The following is a 23961-nucleotide window of genomic DNA, read 5'->3' on the forward strand; positions in this document are numbered from 1 at the left end:
TAGGCAAGAGGTACTTTCCTCCAGGCTAGGGCATCGCCTAATTATCTAGCGACGCAGTGGTAAGAATCCCCCATGACCCAGCTTTCCCCTGTCTCTCCAGAGCCTCAGCCGGCTTCGATTCCCTCCTACCATTGGCATCTATTTCTCTGCGCCGACCAGACCAAGCCCAAGTGCTGTGAAAGGGCGGTGGGGCTGGAGGCCTGGGAATACCTGAAGCTGCGGATTCAGCAGTTGAACCTAGAGCTGGCGGGCGTTGGCTCTCTGCGCGTCAACCGCACCAAGGCCAATTGCCTACGGGCATGCAACTATGGCGTTCCCGGGCCCGTGCTGCTGGTGTACCCCGGTGGGTTTTGGTACCACTCGGCCACGCCGACAGGGATAGAGCGGGTACTGCAAGAGCACATCCTGGGCGGGAAGCCAGTAGCTGAGTACCTCGTTGCCCAGGCTACTCTGATTGCCCCTCAGCGCCCCTGATCCAGGAGGAGGTGAATGGCCTCCACACAGGCTGCCGTTACCCGCTGCAGCTCAGCTTTCTCGCTAGAAACTGGCGGGGGGATCAGCTTGCCGATGCGCACGGTGATGGGGCAAAACAAACGCGGCCAGCGGGATCCCTTGGGCAGCACCTTCTCGGTGCCCCAGAGGGCGACAGGAAGCAGGGGTGTCTGGGTGCGCGCTGCCACCAAGGCTGCCCCCAGGTGAGGCTGGGGAATGCGGCCATCGGGGGTACGGGTGCCGTTGAGGAAGATCCCTACTGCCCATCCCTTGGCCAGAGCTGCTTCTGTGGCCTGCAGGGCGCTGCGATCTGCCCCACCTCTTTTTACTGGATAGGCGCCGTAGAACCGGATCACCTGCTTGAGCACGGGCACTCGGAACAGCTCTTCTTTGGCCATGAAGGCTACAGGGCGGCGCACTGCGTTGGCCAGCAAGGGCGGATCCAGGTGGCTAGCATGGTTGCTGACGATAATGAGGGATCCCTGGCGAGGCACGTTTTCCTGCCCATAGGTGCGGCCAAAATACAGTCCCCGAAACAGCGGGTTGACTACTAGCCACTTGAGCAGCCAGTAGGCCAACCAATCCCGGTGGCGATAGCCCATCGCAGAGCGCGAGATTCTCTAGAGTTCAACAGCTCCCTCTTTGAGTGTAGAGGAGTAGCGGAGGGAACAAACGGCGAGCGCTGGCATCTAGACTGAGAAAAACCTCCAGCACAATTGGGGAGCGGTTCATAGGCGAAGTCGGGAGCCAGCAGTTCAAGATCACCGCGCCCGGCAGGATCGAGGAGGAGTCGTGAACTGTGACGTGTTGGTCATTGGCTGCGGGGTGGTGGGTTGTGCCATCGCCTATGAGCTAGCGGCAGCAGGGCTATCAGTCATTGGGATAGATGCTGGGGAGCCGGCCTCAGGGGCTACCGGCGCGTCGCTGGGGGTGTTGATGGGAGTCTGCAGCCGCCAACCCAGCGGGGAGGTGGTGGAGTTGCGCCTAAAAAGCCTGGAGCAGTTTGATCCCCTGATTGCTCGGCTGGAAGCAGACTTGGGTCGCACCTTGCCCGTCAATCGGCGCGGCATCCTCCGGCTCCTCCAGGAGGAGGAGGTAGCAGCCTGGCAAGAGACCCTGGCAGCTCGTCAACAGGCGGGCTATGACCTCCAGTGGCTGAGTCCGGCGGAGGTGAGATCCCTGCAGCCTGGCCTGCGTAGCGACCTGGCGGGGGCTATCTACTCTCCCCACGATCGCCAGATCCACCCCAAGCTCTTCACGCAGGCCCTTTTGGAGGCAGCTCAGCGCCGAGGAGCCCGCTTTTTCTTCCACCAACCGGTTTACAGCTTTCAGCGCAGCCCAGATCCCCCCTTTCGCGTAGAGGTGGTTCACACCCCATCCCTCACCTTGGCGGCGGGGTACGTTGTTCTCGCGGCTGGGCTGGGCAGCTCTGCTCTGGCCAAAGAGCTGGGCTTGCAGATGCCGCTGCAAGCTGTTAAGGGCCAGGCTCTGCGGATTCAAGCTGCTGGGATCCCGTGGGGACCAGTGGTGGCTGACGGGGATCTCAACTTGGTTCCTTTAGGGGATGGATCCCTGTGGGTGGGGGCAACGGTGGAATTTCAGCCCCCCCACGCCGGGCCAACCCTGCTGGCTCTTCAGGATCTGCTGACCCGCGCCATCCGGCTTTGCCCAGCTTTGGCGGAAGCAAGGCTATTGGAGCACTGGGCCGGCCAGCGGCCGCGACCGCTAGGGCAGCGCGCTCCTATCCTAGGGCCGGCTCCTGGCTATGCCAATCTGCTCGTTGCCACTGGCCACTATCGCAATGGGGTCTTGCTGGCTCCCATTAGCGCCGCCATCCTGCGAGACTTGATCCTAGAAGGCAAAACCGACCTGGACACCCTCAGCGCCTTTGCCCCCCGCCAGAAGTGAGTAGCACGGAGCGCTAGCAACGTGGTCTTTGAAAATAGGGCCGCTTCTGCTGCCAGCACCAGGCAGTTTGAAGGATCTCAGCCAAGTTGGTATAGCGAGGCCGCCAGTTGAGGTCACGGCTAATGGCCGTGGCGTCGCCCACCAACCGCGGCGGATCCCCGGGTCGGCGCGCCCCCACTTGCACAGGGATCTGCTTGCCGGTCACGGCCTCGGCTGTGGCAATCACCTCCCGGACAGAAAAACCTTGGCCATTGCCCAAGTTGTAAGCAGGTTGCAGAGGCTTGCCAGCCGCCAGCGCCTCTAGGGCCAAGACATGGGCTTGCGCCAGGTCGGCAACATGGATGAAGTCGCGGATACAGGTACCGTCAGGGGTATCGTAGTCATCCCCAAAGATGGTTAGGTGAGAGCGCTGGCCAGCGGCAACTTCTAGGGCTAGGGGGATGAGGTGGGTTTCTGGGTCATGGGCCTCGCCGATTTCGCCGTCAGGATCGGCGCCAGCGGCATTGAAGTAGCGCAGGCTAACGGATTGGATCCCGTAGGCAAGCTGGAAGTCCCGCAGCATCTGCTCCACCATGAGTTTGCTCTGGCCGTAGGGGTTGATGGGGCGCTGAGGGTGGGTTTCCGGGATGGGGATCTGCTCCGGCACGCCGTAGGTGGCACAGGTGCTGGAGAACACCAGGTAGGGGATCCCGTGATCCCGCATCGCCTCCAACAAGGTCAGGGATCCGGCCACGTTGTTGCGGTAGTATTTGCCCGGATCCTTGACCGACTCGCCCACGTAGGCATAGGCGGCAAAGTGAATTACCCCTTCGGGGCGGTACTGCCGGATGACTTGATCTAGCCGATGGCGGTCGGCAATGTCGCCAATTTCCAAGGGCCCCCAGCGAACAGCCCAGGGGTGGCCGTAAACCAGGTTGTCGTAGGCAATCGGCAGGTGGCCATGGGCCGCCAGGGCTTTACAGGTGTGGCTGCCGATATAGCCTGCGCCGCCTGTAACCAGAAGCCGCATAGGCCAGGGGGAAGGAAATCCCTGTCTAGAATACAGCCATTCTCGCAGACCTCGGCTATTGCCCCGCCCTATTCCAAAAGCTGCTGCCACTCGAGATGAGGCCGCCAAGCTTCTGCCAGGCGATCCAGCAGTTCTTCCCGCTGCTGGGCGTAGTGGCCCTCCAGCTCTGGCAAGGGATCCCAGCCTTTTTGTCGGCGCAGCCAGTTTAGCCATTGCCGCCGCCAGCGGTGGTTGTCGAAGAGGCCGTGTAGATAGCTGCCCCAGACCCGGCCTGTGGGATCCCGCCAACCCAAGCCTTCTTGCTCAAAGATCGGCAGGCAGCCTGAGGAATTGGCCTGGGTAGATCCTTGGTGGATCTCATACCCCTGGACGGGGGTGGTGGCAGGCCAGCGGCTTTGTGTTTGCACCTGCTGGGTGACCTTGGTGGGCTGCAAGACAGTGGTCAGCGGCAAGAGGCCCAACCCGGGGTAGGTGCCGGCAACTCCCTCTCGGCCTTCGGGATCGGCGATGGTTTGTCCCAACATCTGCAGCCCGCCGCAGATGCCAACAATGTGGCCGGAATAGTGGCGCAGTTGGTCGGCTAGGCCACTCTGGCGCAGCACCAGCAGATCCTTGAGGGTGGTTTTGCTGCCGGGCAGGATGACCACATCGGGGGATCCCAGGCTCTGGCCAGGGACAACCCAGCGCAGATGGACGCTGGGCTCTGCTAGCAAGGGGTCGAAGTCGGAGAAATTGGCCACCTGGGGCAGGCGAACCACGGCAATCTCCAGCCGGTCTCCCCGCCGGGGACGGCGAACTTCCCAGAGGTGGGGGCCGGCCTCCAGGCCCAGCGAATCTTCCTGCGGCAGCGTCCAGTCCAGCCAGGGCAGAACTCCAACCACGGGGATCCCGGTGTAGTTCTCCAGCCAATCGAGGCCAGGCTGCAGCAGCTCCCGCGCGCCGCGAAACTTGTTGATGACAATGCCGCGGATCAGGGCCCGTTCCTCTGGCTCCAGCAACTGCAGGGTGCCCACCACATGGGCTAGCGCCCCCCCTCGGTCAATATCTGCCACCAGCCAGGTGGGGGATCCCAAATGCAAAGCCACCCGCATGTTGGCCAGATCCCGCTGCTTGAGGTTGACCTCTGCCGGACTGCCCGCCCCCTCGCAGACAATCCACTCGTACTGCTGCTGCAGGCGAGCCAGAGCTGTTTTCACTGCCTCCCAGGCAGGCGCAAACCAGCGCTCGTAATACTCACTGGCACAACAGGTGTCCACCGCCACGCCGTTGAGGACCACCTGGGAAGTTAGGTTGCCCTGGGGCTTGAGCAAAATCGGGTTCATCTCCACGGCGGGCGGGATCCCGGCGGCCCAGGCCTGCAGGGCCTGCGCGTAGGCAATCTCGTGGCCCTCGGCAGTGACATAGGCATTCAGCGACATGTTCTGGGCCTTGAAGGGGGAAACCCTCTTCCCCGCCTTCTTCAGGAGGCGACAGAGGGCAGCCACCACAAGGGTCTTGCCCACATGGGAAGCAGTCCCCACCACCATCAAGGAGCGGCACAGCTGGGCCATTGCGGATCCCCTGAGCTTTTCGACGGGCAGACCCTCCCTCCAAAGGGGCAGAAGAAAAGGGAGGGAAGCAGCTTCCTCTCCCACGCAAACTCACTCGAGCTGGGGCAGATGGATTCGAACCACCGAATGGCGGGACCAAAACCCGCTGCCTTACCACTTGGCGATGCCCCAATTTACCTTGCCTAGCTAGCTCAATATAGCGATGTGGCCTTGAATCTGTCAACGGTTCCTTGGTCGCCTAGGTCGCGGGGAAGCTGCAGCTATTTGCCAGAGGGCCAGAGTCGACCTCAGAAGGGCTGGGCAGCTGGGGGATGGGGACCACTTCGAAGAAGTAGGCCCGGATCTCCGGCCCAAAGTAAATGACATCCCCACTTCTCAGGTAGTGGGTAGCCACGCGGCTGCCGTTGACGAATACGCCGTTGGTGCTGGAGTGCCCTTGGCGGTCGCCGTCGATGAGACAGTAGGTAAACCCTGTGCGGCTAGACCGGGTAGGCACCCGCACCAGGTAAGCATGGCGGCGCGAGACAAACTGGTTGACAATCTGGATGGTGTTGGAAGGGTCCCGGCCAATGGTGTAGATATCCCCCCGCAGGATGTAGCTGCAGGGCCGCACAGGATGACAGAGGCAAAGGGTGAACTCCGGATAGGACAGAGGTTGCTCGGGAACTGGCTCGAACAGCTCTTCTGCCAGTTCCAACTCCTGGCTAGCGGACAGCTGTGCTCCGCCCACTGCTGTAGTCGCAGTAAAAAAGTCGTTGAGGTTAGATGGCAACGGCTTTCCCTCTCCCACCTTCAAGCACACCCCATTCAACCTAGGCTTTCCAGGCAACTCACAAAACCCGCAACTTGCAGGTTCCCACCTCCTCCAAATTTTGCATCAGGCAGAGCTTTTCTCTGGCTGTCTGGGCCCGCTTGGAGCGGCAAGCCTTGCTAGCAGACAGGCTATTCTGGGTAGCAGGTCTATAGCTTACTTTATAACCCTCTTTATAAGCCTAAGGTGCGGATGTGACGGAAGCTCTGTTGCGTCGGTTGGATGTGGCTACAGAAGCGGCTCTGGAGGCGGCAGCACTGTTGCGGGAGTACGTGGACAAAGCTCTGGCTATTGAGGAGAAACGTCCAGGGGACTTGGTGACAGCAGCAGACCGCGCTTCCGAGGAGCTCATCTTGAAGATCCTGAGGCGCCACTTCCCCGAAGATGGGATCTTGACGGAGGAATCGGGCCAGCAGGGATCCCCAGAAGGCACCTACACCTGGGCGATCGATCCCTTAGATGGCACCACCAACTTTGCCCACGGCTACCCCTTTGCTGCCGTCTCTATTGGCCTGCTGGAGGGGCGGGAGCCGGTGCTAGGGGTGGTCTGCGACATCTTTCGGGGGGATCTCTTTCGCGCCGTACAAGGGATGGGAGCCACCCGCAACCGCAAACCCATCCGCGTCTCCTCTACTACCGAACTCTCCCGCAGTCTCCTGGTTACTGGCTTTGCCTACGACCGCCGGGAAACTCCGGACAACAACTACGCTGAGTTCTGCCACTTCACCCACCTCACCCAGGGAGTGCGGCGAGGGGGATCGGCTGCCCTTGACCTGGCCTACGTGGCCACTGGCCAGTTGGACGGCTATTGGGAGCGGGGTCTCTCCCCTTGGGACATTGCCGCTGGGATTGTCTTGGTGCGAGAGGCCGGCGGCAAGGTTACCGCCTACGACGGCAGCCCGGTAGATGTGTACAGTGGCCGCCTGCTGGCCAGCAACGGCTGGCTCCATGCTGCTCTCCAAGAAGAACTGGCCCAGGTCAGCCCCCTGCCGGTTTCCTTCCCGCTGCGGCGGAATCGCCAGCTCGGAGAGCGCAGCAGCTAAAGTCAAAGTCTACGTAAAGGCCAGCAAGTCATGGCGCTTTTGCAAAGCAAGGGAGGCAACTTAGTCGGGAAAAGACTCCGGCGTTGTTGTTGGGCGGCAGGGTTTGGCCTGGTGCTTCTCTTGGGGATCCCCGCCTACCCTCAGCCTGCCCAAAAGCCAGCCTCAGCCGCCCTCGTGGGTTCCGACTCCCGTTGGGCCCAAATTCGGGCGCGGGGCCGTCTGCGGGTTGGCCTGGATCCCAGCTTGGGCCCTGCCTACCTCTACACCGACCTGGGGCGAAAAACCTACGCCGGCTTTGAGTGGGAGATCCTCGAGGCCATTGCCCAGACGCTAGAGGTGCGGCTTGAACCTGTCTACATCCCCTGGAGCCAGCAGTTGACGGCCTTGCAGGCGGATGAGGTGGATCTCATTTGGGGAGCGCGGGAAGGCCTGGGCCTGGATTCGCAGCAGTTTCTCGCCACCCGACCCTACTACCTCAGCCCCCAGCGCTTGGTGGTGCGGGATCCTGGGCAAGGGGAGCCCCCTATCCAGTCTCTGGCCCAGCTCTTTGGCCGCAAGGTGGGCATTGTAGTCAATAGTACGGGAGCAGCGCTGTTGGAAGCCTACAACGAGAGGCGGGGCAACCCCATCCGGCTCTTTGCCACCAGCAACCCCGAGCGCCTGTTTGCCCAGCTCCAGGCCGGCCAGTTGGATGCAGTGCTCGTCGATCAGCCCGTGGCTGTCCTGGGCCTGCGTCAGGCGGGATCCCGGCTGCGCCTAGTGGGGCCGCCTCTCTTCCCCATACCTTTGGTGGGAGTGGTATCCTCGCAGCACCCTTCCTTGAAGGAAGCGGTGGATGCGGCGATCGCAACCCTGGCCGAAAATGGAACTCTGCAGCAAATCTTGGAGAGGTGGCAACTATGGGAGCCAACGCTGATGTCCCCCGCATTGACCGGGGGCTAGCCCGTTACGAGACCGACCACTTTGCCATCCTGGGCGTGCCCCTCACCGCCGACCCCAAGAGGATTCGGCGCGGCTACCTGCAGGCGGCCAGGGCCCTGCACCCGGATCGCTTTGTCGGGGATCCGGAAGGGGCAGAGCGGGCCAATGTCCTCTTTGCCAAGCTGGTCAACCCGGCCAACGAGGTGCTGACCAAAGAGCGGGAGCGGTCGGAATACGAGGCTCTGCTCAAGCTGCGCATCCAACGGCTACTGGAGTCGCCGCCTGCAGATCTCTGGCCTACGGGAGAGGCAGTCAAAGGTTTGGCCGAGTCTCCCAACTGGGAGGAAGAGTATGTCCAGCGGGTGGAAAAGCTGGCCAAAGAGCAATACAGCTCCCTGGCCACCCTGCTGGAGAAAACCGAGCAACTGAGCGAGCTCAACCTGGCCTATCTGTTGCTCAAGGCTGGCTACAAGGCAAGCCCAGCTCCTGCCCCTAAAACCACCCCCCTGGGCGGGATCCCGACCAGCCCCCCAGTTCCGCCGCCCCCTTCTCCTGCCGCCCCGCCTCCACCTCCCCAACCCAGTCCTGCCGAGACCCGCTTCCTGCAGGCGCTGGACATGATTGAGCGCAAGCAGTACCGGGCTGCCATCCAGTACTTAAACTTTGCCATCAGCGCCCAGCCCAACGTGGCCCGCTACTATCTGCACCGGGGTATTGCCCACCTGAAGCAGGGCAACGCCGGTATGGCCAAGGCTGACTTTCTGCAGGCCAGTCGCCTAGAACCCAACAACGCCGAGTTGATGGCCGAAGTGCGCCGCTGGCTGCAGCAGGTCACCACCCAGCAGCCGGTTCCCGTTTCCTCGGCTAGCCGTCAGACCTCCCAGCCCCAAAAAGTGGTGCCGCCCTCCCGCAAGGGAGAAAGCGGTGGCTTCTGGAGCCGCCTCTTCGGCATCTTCGGCAAGAAAACGTAGGCTCAGCTCCCTTCAGGAAGCGCCTGCCAGCACCAGCAGCGTGACCAGGGATCCCGTGTTCCAGAGGCTGTGGAGCAGGATGGGGGCTAGCAGGTTGCGGCTGTGGCTGTACACCACTCCCAGCACTACCCCCAGCATGGTCAAGGGCAGCAAATCGGCAAGGTTGAGGTGAGCAACGGCAAAGGTGAAGGCGCTTAGAGCAATGGCAGCCCCCATCGGCAGGTAACGGCTCAGCGTCGGCAGCCAAAAACCCCGAAACAGCACCTCCTCAAAAACGGGGGCACAGACAGAGACCACAGCTAGAAATAGCAACCGCGCCCCCCAGCCGTGGCTCTCCAAAAGCAGCGGCAAAATGGGGTTGCCGCCCCCCGCCTGCGGCAGCAGTAGCTGCGACAGCGCCGCCGCCAGCACCACCAGCGGTAGGGCCGCCCCGTAGCCGCACAGGCCCCAGAGCAGCCAAGGACCCCCTAGGCGCACCTGCAGCACTTTTTGCCAGCCTGGGTAGGCACGTAGGAGCCAGGACAATAGCCCTGCCCCCAGCAAAGCCCCAGAGTTGTAGGTGAGAAACAGGATCGCTCCTTGGTGCCAAGGGCTAAGCTGCTGGGCTTCCAGGCCAAGGAGGGTGGTGTAGAGTCGAGGCACCAAGGCGTTGAGAAGAAGAAACCCCAGGAACCATCCCGTCAGCACTGCCTGCGCCCCGATCCCTGGCCAAGGCACCTCCCAGGGAGGACCCACGAGAGAACGTTGGCGCCAGAAGCTCCAGCCCAGCCAGCCCACTAGGAGGATCAGCCCCAGCAGCGCCCCCAGCAGGGGGATCCCGCCCACCACCGCCAGCCGGAACAAAGCTGCCAGAGCCAATTTTTCCTGCTGCTGGTTAAGGGCATTGAGGCTGTCGCCGCGCTGTTGTAGCCGGTAGAGCTGCTGCAGGGCCACCGCCTCAAACCAGCCGTCCAGGTGGTTGTGGAGATGTACCTCGGCCTCTGGCAGGATGCGCCGCGGCGTCCCCCATAGCCCCTGCAAGACCTGGGCCGCCTCCTTTTGCGGGGATTCCAACTCGAAGGGACGGCTGGGATCAACCACCTGCTGCCACTGCCGGTGGGCCGCCTCCAGATCCTCCTGGTAAGCGTAGAGCAAGCCCAGGCGCAGCCGTAGCCCGTCCAGCTCTGCCTGCAGCTCCTGGACAGAAGCCAGGAGAGCGGGATCCCCTGTGGACCCTTCGCCCCTCGTCTCCAGCCCTGCCACCCGTTTCAGGCGCTGTAGGCGCTCGGCGTAGTTGTCGGCCACCTGCTGGTAGCGACTGCTAGCTACCTTGAACACCTCCTGATCCAGCAGAGCTCGGGCCAGATCCTGATAGCGAGGATCGTCAAGGGTGCGGGCAGCCTGCAGGGCAAGATCAACTTGCAACAGGTCCAGCTTCGTTTGCAGCGGCGGCTGGAACCAACTGCTGGCCAACGCAAGCCCAACAATGACAAAAGCCAGCAAGCTGAGCAGGTTGAGGAGCCCCCGGCGAACAGAAAGCCAACCGAAAAAGGGATCGACAAAAGCCGTGGCTTCAGAGGGAGACATGGCAGCAACAGCGGCAACTCCAGCGGCTTATATCCTAGCTTCTCTTGGCCTCAGCCGACTGAAGGAGTCAGCGTCGCTCCAGCCAATAACGGTAGATGGGCAGCCCCAACTGCAGACACTGCCACTCCCGCTCAGTAGGAATGCCAAAGGGGTTGTCATCGAGGGGACCCTGGTAGGGATTCCAAAACTGCGGATGCTCCAGGAAACGAGCGACCATCTCCTCGGCAACTTCCTGCACGTCCGACTGCAAGAAAACAGGGCTGCCCGGTTGCAGCAGCAGCGCCAGATCCGCCACCAGTTGGGGCTGGACGATCCGCCGCTTGTGATGGCGCTTTTTAAACCAGGGATCCGGAAATTGAATGGTGACGCGGCTAAGATCCCCGGGAGCAAACAGATGCCTTAGGGAGACGTTGATGTTGGCAAACAGGAAATAGACATTGTCCAGCCCCAGCTCGTCCCGCCAGGCATTGGCCCGCTCCACCAGCGGCTGCCGAATCTCCACGCCCAAAAAGTTCCAGTCGGGCTGTTCCTGGGCCAGGCGCAGCAGAAAGCGCCCACTCCCGCTGCCGATATCCAAGTGAAAGGGCTGTCCCAGCCGCCGATACACCCGTTCCCAGTGGGGTGGGGAAGCAGGCTGTTGGTACTGAGCCTGCAGGGGGTTGACGTGTTGCCGCAGCCGTTGGCCAAGCCCCTTTTGCAGCGGGAGGTCAGCCCAGGGGGGAGAAGAAGAGCCCTCCTTGGGTTGGCTTCTAGGACTCCTAGGACTGGGCCGTTGCACTTCTGTTGCCATAAGCGCCAGCTTCGGCTCTTGCAGAGGGAACCCTCCGCCAGGGGAAATCTAAGCTACCACTGGATACTGTCAATGACCTGCCGCAAGATCTGGGCCGAGCGGTGCAATTGCTGCTGCTCGCTCTCGGTAAGGGCCATGACTAGCGTGCGCTCCACCCCTTGCCGTCCAACGACCCTGGGCAAGCTAAGGCAGACCTCCGGCAGGCCGTACTCCCCCTGGGTGAGGCTGCTCACGGTTAAAACCCGCCGCTGATCCCGCACCAGCGCCTGGACAATCTGCGCCACCCCTAGGCCAATGGCATAGCTCGTGGCCCCTTTGCGGCGGATGATCTCGTAGGCGGCGTTGCGCACCTGCTCGAAAATATCCCCCAAGTGGGCGGGATCCCAGGCCGGCGAAAGCTGGCCAATTGGCGTGCCGGCGATATTGACCTTGCTCCAGACGGCCACCTCGCTATCCCCATGCTCGCCGATGATGTAGGCGTGCAGGCTGCGCGGATCCACCCCCAGCCGCTGGGCCAAAAGGTAGCGAAAGCGGGCCGTATCCAAGACCGTTCCCGACCCCATCACCTGCCCTGGCGGCAGCCCCGACAACTTCAAAGAGACATAGGTCATGACATCAACGGGGTTGCTCACCACGAGGAAGATGGCCTCTGGACAATGCTCCATCAGGGCCGGGATCAGGCTTTTGAAGATCTCGACGTTGCGGTGGACCAAATCCAAGCGGGTTTCCCCAGGCCGCTGCTTGGCCCCTGCCGTTAAAATCACCACATCAGACCCGGCGCAATCGGCCAGCTCCCCTGCCCAGATCCGCGTCGGCTCGACAAAGGGGATCCCATGCACCAGGTCCATCACTTCCCCTTCCAGCTTGGCGCGGTCGATATCGTGAAGAACCAGCTCGTCCAGCGTGTTCTGGATAACCATCGCGTAGGCACAGGCCATGCCCACTTGCCCAGCGCCGATGATGGATCCCTTCAAAAGGCGACGGGAAGCCTGCTGCTTAGCCTGCTGCTGAAGGGGCGACGGAGGTTGGTGCCCAGAGGCCGTCATGGCTTAATCCAAGACATGGGCAAAGCGACGGTAGAGAAAGTCGAGGGCAGAGTGGCGCAGCTCGTAAAACTCAGGCATTTCCAGGATACGGGAGCGGATGCGCGGTCGCTCGAAAGGAATGGTCAAGATCTCGCCAATACGAGCAGCAGGGCCGTTGGTCATCATCACCACCCGGTCTGATAGATAAAGAGCCTCGTCGATGTCATGGGTAATCATCAAAACCGTGCAGCGGTGATCCCGCCAAATGGCTAGCAGCTCATCCTGTAGCTCTTCCTTGGTGATGGGATCCAAGGCCCCAAAGGGCTCGTCCAGTAGCAGCACTTCGGGGCGAACGGCCAGAGCGCGCGCAATGGCCACCCTTTGCTTCATGCCGCCAGAAAGCTGCTTGGGCCGCTTGTGGGCTGCTTCGGCCAGACCCACGAGTTCCAGGTGTTCTTGAACGATTTCCCTTTTCTCGCTGGGGGATTTATCAGGATAGACCTGATCCACCACCAGATAAACATTTTCAAAAGCTGTCAGCCAAGGCAAAAGAGAATAGTTCTGAAACACCATCATCCGGTCCGGCCCTGGAGCAGTGATGGGCTGGCCCTTGAGGGTAATGGACCCAGACGTTGGAGCAGAAAACCCGGCCACCATGTTGATCAAGGTGGACTTACCACAGCCGGAGTGGCCAATAATGCAGACGAATTCCCCGGCAGATACTTCCAGATTGATGTTTTCCAAGGCAACAAAAGGCCCTGCCGCAGTCCAGTAGGTCTTGCCCACATTCTGAAGACGCAGAAGAGGCAGCCCTGCGGCAGAAATTGTTGAAGACGAGGGCGAGGAAGATAGGCGAGAGCGGGTCATCATGGCGTTTTCGGGTTGAGTAAGGTAACAAAAGCTAAACTTCGCTAAGCCGGTAGTTCTGCAGCTTCGGCTCCTGCCCTATGGCCACCGACTCCAGGTAGGCAATGGGATCCTCGCCATCAAAGCGGGATCCATCGCCAAAGAGCAAAGCTCCACGGTCGTGGGCCCGATCCGGCAGCCCCAGGTCGCTGGCAGCTAGGGCATAGGTCTTGTCGTCTAGCACTTGCTCGAGGACAGAAACCCAATTGCGAGGAAAAGCGCAGAGGCCCCAGCGAGCCATCTGCGTCAGGATCCAAAGGTGCTCCAATCTTTCCGGACAGGTGTTGCGCCCGTTGGCAAACTGATGGAAACCGACAATCACTTGCGATTCATCGGCAATTCCCCGCTGCAGGACACCCCTCCACCCCGGCTGCAGATCCTCCAGGGCCGCGCCCACATACTGAGGCTGGGCCAGCCACTCCAAGATCTCAGAACGGTGCTGCGGCTGATCGCAGTAGTGGCAGGCCTCCAGTAACGCCTTGACCAGGGCCACGTGGGTGCGGGGGTAGCTTTGGGCCCAGTCCTGGCGCACTGTTAGGACTTTCTCGATGTGGCTGGGCAAGATTTCGGGAGTGGTGGTGACGATGAACCCCAGCCCTTCCCTAACGGCGCGGGAGTTCCAGGGCTCGCCCACGCAGTAGCCATCGATGTTGCCGGCCTTGAGGTGGGCCACCATCTGCGGCGGCGGGATCACTGTCAACGTGACGTCGCGATCCGGATCCACCCCTCCGCTGGCCAGCCAGTGCCGCAACAAGAAGTTGTGCAGGGAAGCTGGGTGAACCACCCCCAGGGTAGGGACGGCCTCTGGGGTTTGCCTTAGGTAGTTGCCAAGATCCCAGGGGCTAAAAACCCCCTGCAACAGAAGTCGACGCCCAAAGGTAATGGCGCTGCCGCCGCGGGAGAGGGTTAACGAGGTTACCAAAGGCACCGGCACTCCCCCCACTCCCAGAGTGGACGCCAACGGGATCCCGGCCACCACCACGGCCGCATCCAGCCGACCGGAGCGGATCCCTTCCCAGATGGTCTTCCAGCCCGGCTCCCGCACCAGGGTGACCTGTTCCAGACCGTGCTTTTGAAACAGGCCTTTTTCTTGGGCCACCACCAGAGGGGCGCAGTCGTTGAGGGGCACAAAGCCAATTGCCAAGTTGACTTTTTCCAGCCCCCCCTTGGCAATGGCCACGCGGGTGAGAGTTTTCTGGCGGGCCCGCTTTTGCTGGTTGAGAAAGTAGATCATCTCGCCCCGCAGGCTGTAGTACTCGGGGTGATTCACCACTTCCAGGCGGTGGCGGGGGCGGGGAAACGGGATTCGCAAGATCTGGCCGACGCGGGCCTCAGGGCCATTGGTGAGCATCACCACTCGATCTGAAAGCAAAAGCGCCTCGTCCACATCGTGGGTCACCATGACGCAGGTGAGCTGCTCGGCCTGGGCAATCTCCATCAGTTGCTCCTGCAGGCTGCCGCGGGTAAGGGCGTCCAGGGCCCCGAACGGCTCATCCAACAGCAGCACCCTGGGGCGAATGGCCAAAGCCCGGGCAATGGCCACCCGCTGTTTCATCCCCCCCGACAGATGGGCCGGACGCTTGTCGGCTGCCCCCTGCAGCCCCACACGCCGGATGTGCTCTTCCACAATCTGCTTCCGCTCCGCTTTGGGAAGGGATCCCAGCACCTCGTCTACGGCTAGAGCAATGTTTTCCCGCACCGTCAACCAGGGCAGCAGGGAATAGTTCTGAAACACCACCATGCGATCCGGCCCGGGATCCGTCACCTGCCGGCCCTCCAAGAGAACACCGCCCCGGGATGGCTTCTCTAAGCCGGCAAGGATATTGAGCAAGGTCGATTTGCCACAGCCGGAGTGGCCAATGAGCGAGACAAACTCCCCTTTTTGGATCTCTATGTGGATGTCTCTCAGGGCAGGGTAGATCTCTCCATTGTCTAGGAGAAAATCTTTGTCTACATGATCAACTTCGATGTAGGGCTGGGTCTTCATAAGGCTACCTAAGGGATCCCTTGCAGTGGATTGTTGGGAGCAGGAAAACTTAGCCTAGTGATCTTCGCTCACCACTAGCGAGCCAATCCAAGCCGTGATGCGATCCAACAACAGTCCAACTAGGCCAACATAGACCAAAGCTAGAATAATCTCGCTAACGCGGGAGCTATTCCAGGCATCCCAAATGAAGAATCCAATGCCCACGCCGCCAATTAACATTTCTGCTGCCACAATAGCCAGCCAAGACAGGCCCACCCCAATGCGCAAGCCAGTAAAAATGTAGGGCACGGTTGCCGGGAAGACGATCTTGAAGAAATACTTCCAGCCAGACAGACGCAGAATTCTGGCCACATTGCGGTAATCCTGTGGGATCCGCTGCACGCCAGCGATGGTGTTGATCAAAATAGGCCAGAGGGCAGTGATGAAGATAACAAAAATGGCGGAAGGATTGGCATCGCGAAAGGCGGCCAAGGAAATGGGCAGCCAGGCTAAAGGTGGCACTGTGCGCAGCACCTGAAAGATGGGATCCAAGGCCTCGTAGAGCCAGCGGTTAACCCCAATGATCATGCCGCCCACGACCCCCACCAAGCCGGCCAGGGCAAACCCAATGAACACCCGCCGCAAGCTGGCCCAAATTTGCCAGAACAGCCCTTTAGCATTGCCACCATAGTCAAAAAAGGGATCTTTAATGAGGGGATCCCAAGTGTCCTGCCAGACTTGGAGAGGTGTGGGCAGGTTGGCCCCGGGCCGGCTGTAGGCAACTTGCCAGAGAATGAGCAGGATTAGAATGGCCGTGGCGGGCAACAGAATGCGGCGCAGCACCTTGTAAACCTGAACCCGTTGCCGCCAAGCAAAGGTAGAGCTAGCGGGTGAACCAATGCCGGCGTTGGCCTGAAGAGCAAAACCTGGGCCAGTTTTCAGCAGCCATTGTCCTAGGCCAGCCAGTAGGGAAAGGAAGATCCGCAAGAGGTGGTAGCTCAACTTTAGGGCGGATTTGGGAAGTCTCATAGTCTACTAGGAGTGAGGTTGAAGTTAGCTTAGAGGGATCCCAAGAGAGAAGGGGTTCAACTTGAACACTCTAGGTAGAAGTTGGCGGATCCCTTCTCTCCTGGGCAGTTACCAACTCAGGCAAGTCAGCAAGTTAGGCCAGCTTCTTAATCGCCAACTTCTCCAGATAGGCGGCAGGATTTTCGGGATCGAACTTCACCCCATCGAAGAAGGTTTCCACGCCGCGGGAGGTGCTGGGGGGAATAGCAGCCTGCTGGCCAATGGCTTTGGCGGCCTCGCGCCAGAGATCTTCTCGGTTGACCTTATTCACCAAAGCTTTGGTATCGGTGTCAGCAGGTAGGTAACCCCAGCGGATGTTTTCGGTCAAGAACCAGAGATCGTGGCTCTTGAAGGGGTAGGAAGCACTATTTCGCCAGAACTTCATCAAATGGGGGCTGTTCTCAACAACCTTGCCGGTGCCGTAGTCGAAAGTGCCTTTGGCGCGGCCCAAGATATCCGCTACGGGAACCCCCAACCAGCGACGGTTGCTAATGATGCGGCACATTTCTTCTTTGTTTTCCATCTGATCGCACCAGATCTGGGCTTCTAGGATTGCTTTCAACAGGGCCAGGGTGGCTTTCGGGTGCGCATCCACCCAGTCGGCCCGCAGGGCAAAGGCCTTTTCCGGGTGGTTGTTCCATAGCTCGCCGGTGGTGAGGGCAGTATACCCCTCTTTTTGGTTCACCAGCTGGGCATTCCAAGGCTCGCCCACACAGAAGGCTTCCATGGTTCTGGATTTCATATTGGCCACCATCTGCGGCGGCGGCACCACAATGAGGGAGACATCGCGGGTGGGATCGATCCCGCCTGCCGCCAGCCAATAGCGCATCCACATGTCGTGGGTACCGCCGGGGAAGGTCATCGCGCATTTGGGCTCTTTGCCGGCTGCTCGCAACTCGGCAAACTTAGCTTTGAGGGGGGAACTATCCAAGCCAATTTTCAGATCCCGATATTGGTTGGAAATGCTGATGCATTGACCGTCGAGATTGAGACGGGCCAAAATGTACATAGGCACCGGCTTGCCATCGGTAACTTTGCCGGTGGTGATGAGGTAGGGCATGGGACTGAGAATGTGCGCCCCATCGATGCCGCCGGCGGCGGATCCCAGCACCAAGTTGTCGCGGGTGGTGCCCCAAGAGGCCTGCTTGACCACCTCCACGTCTTTCATGCCGTACTTGGCAAAAAACCCCTTCTCTTTGGCAATGATGAGGGGGGCAGCATCGGTGAGGGCGATAAATCCCAGCCTGGCTCGCGTGGTTTCTGGGGTATCAGCTTGAGCTACCCAGTAGCCCTGCCCCAAGGATTGGGATTGGGCGCGGGGGATCCCAGCCGTAGCTGCTCCAGCCGCAAGGGCAGCTGCCCCAGCCAAAAACCGGCGACGGGAGATGGGAGAGGAAGTGTTGAATAGCTTAGACATCACAACCTCCAAAATTTCGAACGACAAACTGCCTAGTAGGTCATCAAGGGGGAAGCAGAGGTCTGAGCAGCCGAGGGATCACGACGCGGCCTGGCCCCGAAGTGCTCAATCAGCAGCTCCACCAAGACGGGCTTGAGGTCTTCGCAAGGGATCCCTTGGCGCACGCATTCGCCCAGCTTGGCGTCTTTGCCCACTTCTCCTCCCATGTAGATGTCCACCGCCTCCACCGGCTTGCCGTCCTTGCGAACGGTGGTGCCCATGAGGCCAATATCGGCCACCTGGGGCTGGCCGCAGGAGTTGGGACAGCCTGTCCAGTGGATGCGCACCGTTTGAGGAATCTCTAGCTCGGCTTCCAGCTCTTCCATCAGGGCCACGGCGCGGTTTTTGGTCTCGATGAGGGCAAAGTTGCAAAACTGGTTGCCCGTACAGGACACCAACCCCCGCTGCAAGGGTCCCGGGTTGGGGGAGAACTTTTTCAAGAGCGGCTCTTGGAGAAGCGGCCCCACCCGCGAGTCGGGCACATTGGGGATGAGCACGTTCTGCTCCACCGTTAGCCGCAGCTCTCCGGAGCCGTACACCTCCGCCAAGCGAGCCAGCTCCCTCATCTCCGGGACGTTGAGCCGCCCGACAGGCACGTGCAGGCCTACAAAGTTAAGGCCCAGTTGCTTTTGGGCGTGTACTCCCAGCAGATCCCGCTTGTGCCAGACCACCTCGTCTTTTTCCGCCGCTCTGGGCAGAGGGTGGCCAATCTGCTGCTCCACCGCCACCCGAAACTTCTCCAGGCCCCACTCGTCAATGAGCCACCTCAGCCGCGCCTTTTGCCGGTTGGCCCGCAGGCCGTGATCCCGATAGACCAGCAGCACCGCCTCACATAGAGGAACCACATCGCGGGGATCTACCCAAACGTCCAGCCCGATGGCCTCGGCACAGCGGCGGGCCGAAAAAAAGCCTCCCACCAAGACGTTGAAGCCCAGCTTGCCCTCTTTGAAAGCAGGCACAAAAGCCAGGTCATTGATCTCGGCATGCACCGAGTTGTCGCGACAACCGCAGATGGCGATGTTGAACTTGCGCGGCAGGTTGGTGAAGGAAGGGTTGCCCTCGCCGTTGTTGGTTACCATGTCCTGCACTTTGCGAGTGAGGCCGCGCACGTCGATCAGCTCATCCGGGTCGATACCGGCCAGAGGGGATCCCGTGATGTTGCGCACGTTGTCCATGCCTGACTGGATGCTGGTCAGGCCCACCTCCTTGAGTTGCCGCAGAACCTGAGGCATGTCCTCAATGGGAATGCCCCGCAGTTGCAGGTTTTGCCGAGTGGTGATGTCGGCTACGCCATCTTGGCCGTAGGGGCGGAGGATCTCGGCCAACTTGCGCATTTGGCCGCTGGTCAGGATCCCATTGGGCAGGCGCAGCCGCAGCATGAACTGGCCAGGGGTGCGCTTGCGAAAGAAGATCCCCAGCCACTTGAGGCGGTGATCTCGGTCGTCTTCGGGGATGTTCTCCCAGCCCATTTGGGCAAAAGCTTCCAGCTCGTCCTTAACCGCCAGCCCATCCTTCTCGCTTTTAAGGCGTTCAAACTGGTTCGCCATGATCGCTGCCGTGGGATGAACGCCGCCTATCCTAGCGATGACGAACCATTGACTTTGGTAGTTGGCGTTACACTTCTTAACGAGCTATGCGATTTCGGCATAGCTAAGTTGTGGTTTATGCATAGGAGAGGGGGATCCCCTTTCCCCTGCTAGGAAAAACAGCGTTTACTGCCCCTCTATCCCACCTTCAAAAGAACCCTAGCCAACTGCTCGCAGGCTGCCCTGATCTTCTCCAGGGTGCCGGGATTGACCAAGCCGTAGTAGTCAAATCCATAAACTTTCCCAGTTTGGACGGCTTGCAACCGATTCCAAAAGGGGCGGGAACGGAAAAACGCCAAGGGATCCGCCGCCTCCGGGTTGACCACCAGCAGAACTTCTGGGTTGGCTTCCAGGATGCGCTCTGCCGAAAGGGTGACGTAGCCCCGAAAAGGCCCTTGGCTTTGCAAAGTAGCGGTGAGATTGTCCGCGCCAAAGCGTTCCAGCAGATCCCCGGCCCAGCTTTGCCGGTTGGGAGAAAGAATCGGCTGGGTGCCCACCAAGAGCAAGGTTTTGGGTCGAACGCGGGGCAGTTCCTGGGGCAAAAGGGATCCATACTGCCGCAGCAAGGGATCGGGATCCGCCCCCAAAGCAGCAGCCAGGGTGGCAATCGTCTCTTCCAAAGCAGCCCAACTGTCCACGCGGGTGAGGTAGGTGGGGATCCCCAGCTCCTGCAGCCGTTCTGCCAGAGCCTCGTGAAAGCCACTGGCCCCCACCACCCAGTCCGGTTGTAGGGCCACAATCTGCTCCAGGTTGGGTTGGTTGCCCAGCCCCAGGCGGGTCAAGCCTTGGAAGCGGGGATCCTCCTCCAACAAACGACTGGCAGGGATCCCTACCAACCTATCGGGGGCCAAGCGATAGAGGATATCGGCAGTCAAGGTGGTGAGGCTGACTACCCGACGAAAAGGACTCTGTCTTGCTGACAGGAGTAGCTCCTGAGGGATCCGACCTTGGGCTTGGGCCAAACGCCCCATTCCCCAGGCCCCCACGCTGGCCAGACCAAAGGCGAACAGTTGACGGCGAGAAAGACGAGACAGCATAGACAATCTCCAAAACAATTCCCAAACAGCAATCAATTGAGGGTGAACTGGATGGGCACCACCACCCAAGACTCGATGGGGACGTTGTTTCTCAAGGCCGGGCTGAATTCCCACCGCTGCACCGCCTCCTGCGCTGCCCTATCCAGGGCGGGAAACCCACTGGAAGAGGCGATCTCCACCTGCTGCACCTGCCCCTGGGCATTGACCTTGGCCCGCAGCAGCACCTGCCCCTGTTGGCCGAGACGGCGAGCTTGAGGAGGGTAGGGGGGCGGAGGATTGCGACCGGGGATCGGGCGGGCCAGGACGTCCGGCTGGGGGTTGGCAGCCACTGTCGGTGGGGAGGAACTGGGGGGGGTGGCAGGTGTTGGGGCAGAGGAATGGGGTTGGGCTGCACCTATACCGCCAGGTGTCCCAGTTTCAGGATCCCTTGGCCCCAATCTGCTCTCGCTGCCGGGGGAAGGCGGAGCGGCGGCAGTCTTTACGCTGGAACGGATCCCTTGGATCAAGGGGGTAAAGCGGGGCAGAGGGGTGCTTGAGGTAACCGGGGCGGAGGTGAGTGGAGTCGCTGTAGAGGTGGGGGTAACCGCCGGAGTTGGGGTGGGCTGTTGTGGCGGAGGAGTGGGTTGCGGGGTGGCTGTCGGTAATGGGGTCAGCGGAGGAGTAGGGGTGGGTTCTGGCTTTGCCGTGGGAATGGGTGTAGGGGTCGGTGGAGGCGTAGGGGTCGGAGTTTGCAGGGCCAGCAAAGATTCAGCCTCCGGGATGGCTGGCATCTCGATCTCTTGGGGCACAGGCTCCGGTGGGGATAGATCGTCTGCAGGGGGCGATTCCGGGGCCGGGCCGGGCGGCTCTGCTGTTGGCTCTGGTGGGAGAGATTCTATGGATTCTGAATCCGGTTCGAGCAACTGTGGCTCGGGATCCTCCAGCAAAAGCGTGACTGGGATCCGGAGTTCTGCGTCTGATAAAGGCCGGGATCCCCACCAAGCCAGCCCCAGCAGCGCCATCAGGTGCAAGAGGAGGGAAATCAACCCCTCCCAGCGCAGCGGTCGGGGATCCCTGGCTCGCAGGTGGAGGACGGTCCCCGGCGGCTCTTCCCCCTCCTGGCAAGCTGTCCAGAGGGCAGCCCAGCTATAGCCGGCCACCCAAGCCTCTTGCAGCAGCTCCTCGGCACACTCCAGCCAGCCGCTCTCTCTTGCGCCAGCCCAAAGCCACAACGCCAACCAAGCCAGCCCCGCCTCCCAGGCCATGCCCGCCTGCTGCCAATACCACCCCTGCAGTCGCCACAAAAGCTGGGGACAGGACTTCCGAAGAAGAGAGAGGGATCCCTTGGGGGTGCGGGCAGGTGGCTCGGCAAGCATCGGTTAGAGCAGGATCCAGAGTAAACACGGCCTCGGGTCTTGGCCCCTAAAACCGGGTGGAAAAACTGAGCGCAGCATGCCGTCCCGGCTGGGCCAGCCGTTCCACTTCAGGGCCGACAAAGAGAGAGCGGGTTTCGGAGTAGAGAAAATACTTTTCATCAAAGAGATTGAACACCCCGAAATTCAATTGCCAGTTGTCGTCCAGGTTGTAGTAGCCCAGCAGATCCACCACGGTGTAGCCCTTGGGCACAAACGGAATTTGAGGTGGAGCGTTGGGGTTCGGTTGCACTACCTCCCGTTGCGGGTCGCGGGGATCCGCCACCAGCGTGGCCACCAACCTGGCTCCCCAGATCTGGCTGGGATCGTCGTAGTGCAGTCCCAGTACTGCCGTCAGTGGCTCAATGGAAAGGAGGGGTTTGTTTTCGGTGAGGTTATCCCCCACCGCCCAGGCAAAGCTGCCATTGAGGCTCCAGCCGGTCAAATCGGGGCTGAAGAAGTACTGCCCGGTGGCTTCTACACCATAGATGCGGGCCCGACTGACGTTCTGGCTCTGAAAGAGAGTCACCGGTGGAGGTGGCGGGCTCCCTGGCGGGCCGGGGGGTGAAGGCTCGGATCCCACCGCCCGGAAAGCCTCGATAAAGTCGTTGTAGGTGTTGTAGTAGGCGGCCAAGCTAAAGCTGGCCTGGGGGTAGATCCCCCGCAACCCCACTTCAAAGCCTTGGCTGGTTTCCGGTCGCAAGTTGGGATTGGAAAGGGTGCGGTAGCGGAAGAAGGGGCTGACCAGGTTGGTGAAGCCGCTGTTGATTTCGTTGTACTGAGGGGCCCGAAAACCGGTGTTGTACTGGGCCGTAAAGGTGAGGTTGGGATTAATCCTCCACACCAGGCCCACCTTGGGAGAAATGGCATCGGCAAACAGGCTGGCGGCTTCTGCCCCACTTTTCAAGAAGGCTTCGTCAGGGCTGGGGGTGAGGCGGTAGGTGTCGTAGCGGATGCCGGGGATGAGGGTAAAGTTGCCGCCCCCAAAGTCGATCTCATCTTGCAAATACAGCCCAAAGCGCACGGTATCGGAGTCGGGAAAATCTTTGGTGGGAAAAGTGTCCGGGGGGATGTTTTGGGTGACTGCCCCGGTCAGCAGGTTGGTTTGGAAGCGGTTGCGGGGACGTTCGTTGCGGGTGGTGGAGATCTCCATTCCATACACCAAGCGGTGGGAGAGATCCCCGGTTTGGAAGCGGCTCTGGGCCTGTACGCTGGCTCCCAGAATGTTGCTGACCAGCTCGTTGAAGGTATCCCGACGCACAGGCACGGGCCGACCTTGTACCGTGAGGGTGCGTTCTTCCACGCTGGGCTCCTGGGTGCGGGCCGGCTGGTAGTAGATCTGGACGGTGGCCAGCTCAAAAGCGGGGGTATCGGGGTTGGCGTAGCGATATTCCAAGCTGAGGCGGCTGCGCTCGGTCTCAATGGTCTCCCTGAAAAAGCGGATGCTGGGATCCAGGTTGCGGGGCGAAAAGGTGGTGGTGGTGCGGTTGTTGAAGTATTCCGCCGTCAGGGTGAGGCTGTCAAAGGGACTGAAGCGATAGACCAGCTTGGCCAGAACATTGTCTCCCTCCACCGTTTGCCGATCCTTGAAACTGGGATCCGCTTTAATATCCGGCTCTCTGGCGTCGCGGCGAGTGTAGATGAGCAGGGCCTCTAAGTTATCCTGCCGACCCGCCAAGCTAAGGGTGTTGACGTACCCTTGGTTTTTGCTGTCGTACTGGCTGGACAGGCCCACATGGATGTCCCGTTCCCCCAGCAGATCGGCTGGATCCAGGGTGGTGTAGGTCACCACACCCCCCAGCGCGTCGCTGCCGTAGAGGGTGGAGGCGGGGCCGCGGATAATTTCTACAGTTTTCAGGGTCTCCAGCTCAAAGGTATCCCGGCCAATGGTGAAGGGGCCGAAGGAAAATCGCTCCGGCTGGCGGATCCCATCCACCTGGATCAACACCCGGTTGGCGTCGAGGCCGCGGATGTTGAAGTCCTGCAGGCCGTAGCGAACGCTGCGCCGCACGCTTACCCCCGGCTCGTAGCGCACCAGATCCTGAATGTTTTGAACCAGCTCCCGCCGCAACCGCTCCCGGTCGATGACGGTAATGCTGGCGGGTGAGTCGGCCAAAGTGCGCTCGGTGCGAGTACCGGTTACGGTGACCTGTTGCAGGTTAAAGATCGGCGTGCCTTCCTGCTGGAGAGCCCGAAGTTCGGCCTGTAGCCGCTCCACCTCTGCCTGATCCCCCCGCCGGCGAGCAGCCTCTATTTGCGCCTCCAGCTCCCTAATCTGCTCTTGCAAGGTGGTCGGCGCAGGAGTGGCCTGGGCCAACAGCGGCGGAGTTGTCGAATCAGGGATCCGGGCATTGGGCTGAGCCTGGGACAGGGATCCCCAGCCCACTCCCAAACTCAACCCCAAACTCACCACCCGCCACCAACGACCGTTCACGCGCATAACCTCTCAGACTCCTCAAATCCAC

Annotated in this window: 20 protein-coding genes and 1 tRNA gene; 5 read left to right on the plus strand and 16 right to left on the minus strand. The window is 60.9% G+C overall.

The window, feature by feature from the left end; translation table 11 throughout:
* Nucleotides 1–72 precede the first annotated feature (72 nt).
* Nucleotides 73–474, plus strand: a complete 402-nt coding sequence (locus NW804_RS03140) for a (2Fe-2S) ferredoxin domain-containing protein (protein ID WP_414422837.1) — start codon at nt 73–75, stop codon at nt 472–474.
* Here the strand turns inward: NW804_RS03140 and NW804_RS03145 are convergent.
* Nucleotides 462–1094 (minus strand): lysophospholipid acyltransferase family protein, encoded by a 633-nt coding sequence (locus NW804_RS03145; RefSeq protein ID WP_414410643.1) that lies wholly within the window; start codon nt 1092–1094, stop codon nt 462–464. The two genes, NW804_RS03140 and NW804_RS03145, sit on opposite strands and share 13 nt — an antisense overlap.
* A gap of 190 nt (nt 1095–1284) precedes the next feature.
* On the opposite strand from NW804_RS03145, the gene NW804_RS03150 reads away from it, so the two are divergent.
* On the plus strand, nt 1285–2400 hold the full coding sequence (locus NW804_RS03150) for an NAD(P)/FAD-dependent oxidoreductase (protein WP_414410644.1): 1116 nt from the start codon (nt 1285–1287) through the stop codon (nt 2398–2400).
* Between the two features lie 13 nt (nt 2401–2413).
* Here NW804_RS03150 and galE read toward each other — a convergent pair whose 3' ends face one another.
* From galE to NW804_RS03170, 4 genes are all read right to left on the minus strand, one after another.
* On the minus strand, nt 2414–3409 hold the full coding sequence (gene galE, locus NW804_RS03155) for a UDP-glucose 4-epimerase GalE (RefSeq protein WP_414410645.1): 996 nt from the start codon (nt 3407–3409) through the stop codon (nt 2414–2416).
* A gap of 68 nt (nt 3410–3477) precedes the next feature.
* Nucleotides 3478–4959: a cobyric acid synthase gene (locus NW804_RS03160; RefSeq protein ID WP_414422838.1), complete on the minus strand. Its 1482-nt coding sequence runs from the start codon at nt 4957–4959 to the stop codon at nt 3478–3480.
* Nucleotides 4960–5058: 99 nt separating this feature from the next.
* Nucleotides 5059–5130, minus strand: a tRNA-Gln gene (locus NW804_RS03165).
* A gap of 67 nt (nt 5131–5197) precedes the next feature.
* The gene (locus tag NW804_RS03170) at nt 5198–5656 is read right to left on the minus strand and encodes an FHA domain-containing protein (protein ID WP_414422839.1); all 459 of its coding nucleotides are present in this window, start codon (nt 5654–5656) and stop codon (nt 5198–5200) included.
* Between the two features lie 308 nt (nt 5657–5964).
* On the opposite strand from NW804_RS03170, the gene NW804_RS03175 reads away from it, so the two are divergent.
* The 3 genes from NW804_RS03175 to NW804_RS03185 all read left to right on the plus strand — a co-directional run bounded on the left by NW804_RS03175 (nt 5965) and on the right by NW804_RS03185 (nt 8705).
* Nucleotides 5965–6813, plus strand: a complete 849-nt coding sequence (locus NW804_RS03175; protein ID WP_414404931.1) for an inositol monophosphatase family protein — start codon at nt 5965–5967, stop codon at nt 6811–6813.
* A gap of 174 nt (nt 6814–6987) precedes the next feature.
* The gene (locus NW804_RS03180) at nt 6988–7755 is read left to right on the plus strand and encodes an ABC transporter substrate-binding protein (RefSeq protein ID WP_414422840.1); all 768 of its coding nucleotides are present in this window, start codon (nt 6988–6990) and stop codon (nt 7753–7755) included.
* On the plus strand, nt 7713–8705 hold the full coding sequence (locus NW804_RS03185; protein WP_414422841.1) for a J domain-containing protein: 993 nt from the start codon (nt 7713–7715) through the stop codon (nt 8703–8705). The genes NW804_RS03180 and NW804_RS03185 overlap by 43 nt, the downstream gene beginning before the upstream one ends.
* 12 nt (nt 8706–8717) lie before the next feature.
* On the opposite strand, the gene NW804_RS03190 is transcribed toward NW804_RS03185, so the two are convergent.
* The 11 genes from NW804_RS03190 to NW804_RS03240 all read right to left on the minus strand — a co-directional run bounded on the left by NW804_RS03190 (nt 8718) and on the right by NW804_RS03240 (nt 23936).
* The gene (locus tag NW804_RS03190; RefSeq protein WP_414422842.1) at nt 8718–10271 is read right to left on the minus strand and encodes a lysostaphin resistance A-like protein; all 1554 of its coding nucleotides are present in this window, start codon (nt 10269–10271) and stop codon (nt 8718–8720) included.
* Nucleotides 10272–10338: 67 nt separating this feature from the next.
* Complete coding sequence (gene trmB / locus NW804_RS03195; RefSeq protein ID WP_414420646.1) at nt 10339–11061, minus strand: tRNA (guanosine(46)-N7)-methyltransferase TrmB; 723 nt, start codon at nt 11059–11061, stop codon at nt 10339–10341.
* 53 nt (nt 11062–11114) lie between these two features.
* On the minus strand, nt 11115–12035 hold the full coding sequence (locus tag NW804_RS03200; RefSeq protein WP_414394376.1) for an L-lactate dehydrogenase: 921 nt from the start codon (nt 12033–12035) through the stop codon (nt 11115–11117).
* Between the two features lie 75 nt (nt 12036–12110).
* Nucleotides 12111–12953 (minus strand): ABC transporter ATP-binding protein, encoded by an 843-nt coding sequence (locus NW804_RS03205; RefSeq protein ID WP_414422876.1) that lies wholly within the window; start codon nt 12951–12953, stop codon nt 12111–12113.
* A 34-nt stretch (nt 12954–12987) separates the two neighbouring features.
* Complete coding sequence (locus NW804_RS03210) at nt 12988–14979, minus strand: nitrate ABC transporter ATP-binding protein (RefSeq protein ID WP_414422843.1); 1992 nt, start codon at nt 14977–14979, stop codon at nt 12988–12990.
* Between the two features lie 54 nt (nt 14980–15033).
* Nucleotides 15034–15987, minus strand: coding sequence for a nitrate ABC transporter permease (gene ntrB / locus NW804_RS03215; protein WP_414422844.1), 954 nt, complete (start codon nt 15985–15987; stop codon nt 15034–15036).
* A 133-nt stretch (nt 15988–16120) separates the two neighbouring features.
* Nucleotides 16121–17443, minus strand: a complete 1323-nt coding sequence (locus NW804_RS03220; protein WP_414420643.1) for a CmpA/NrtA family ABC transporter substrate-binding protein — start codon at nt 17441–17443, stop codon at nt 16121–16123.
* Between the two features lie 32 nt (nt 17444–17475).
* A complete protein-coding gene (locus NW804_RS03225) occupies nt 17476–19029 on the minus strand; it encodes a ferredoxin--nitrite reductase (protein WP_414410655.1) in 1554 nt (517 codons plus the stop codon).
* A 176-nt stretch (nt 19030–19205) separates the two neighbouring features.
* Nucleotides 19206–20105, minus strand: coding sequence for an ABC transporter substrate-binding protein (locus tag NW804_RS03230; RefSeq protein WP_414422845.1), 900 nt, complete (start codon nt 20103–20105; stop codon nt 19206–19208).
* Nucleotides 20106–20137: 32 nt separating this feature from the next.
* Nucleotides 20138–21460 (minus strand): energy transducer TonB, encoded by a 1323-nt coding sequence (locus NW804_RS03235; protein WP_414422846.1) that lies wholly within the window; start codon nt 21458–21460, stop codon nt 20138–20140.
* A 46-nt stretch (nt 21461–21506) separates the two neighbouring features.
* Nucleotides 21507–23936, minus strand: coding sequence for a TonB-dependent hemoglobin/transferrin/lactoferrin family receptor (locus NW804_RS03240; RefSeq protein ID WP_414422847.1), 2430 nt, complete (start codon nt 23934–23936; stop codon nt 21507–21509).
* Nucleotides 23937–23961: the final 25 nt, after the last annotated feature.

Source organism: Synechococcus sp. WC10meta, assembly GCF_047461475.1.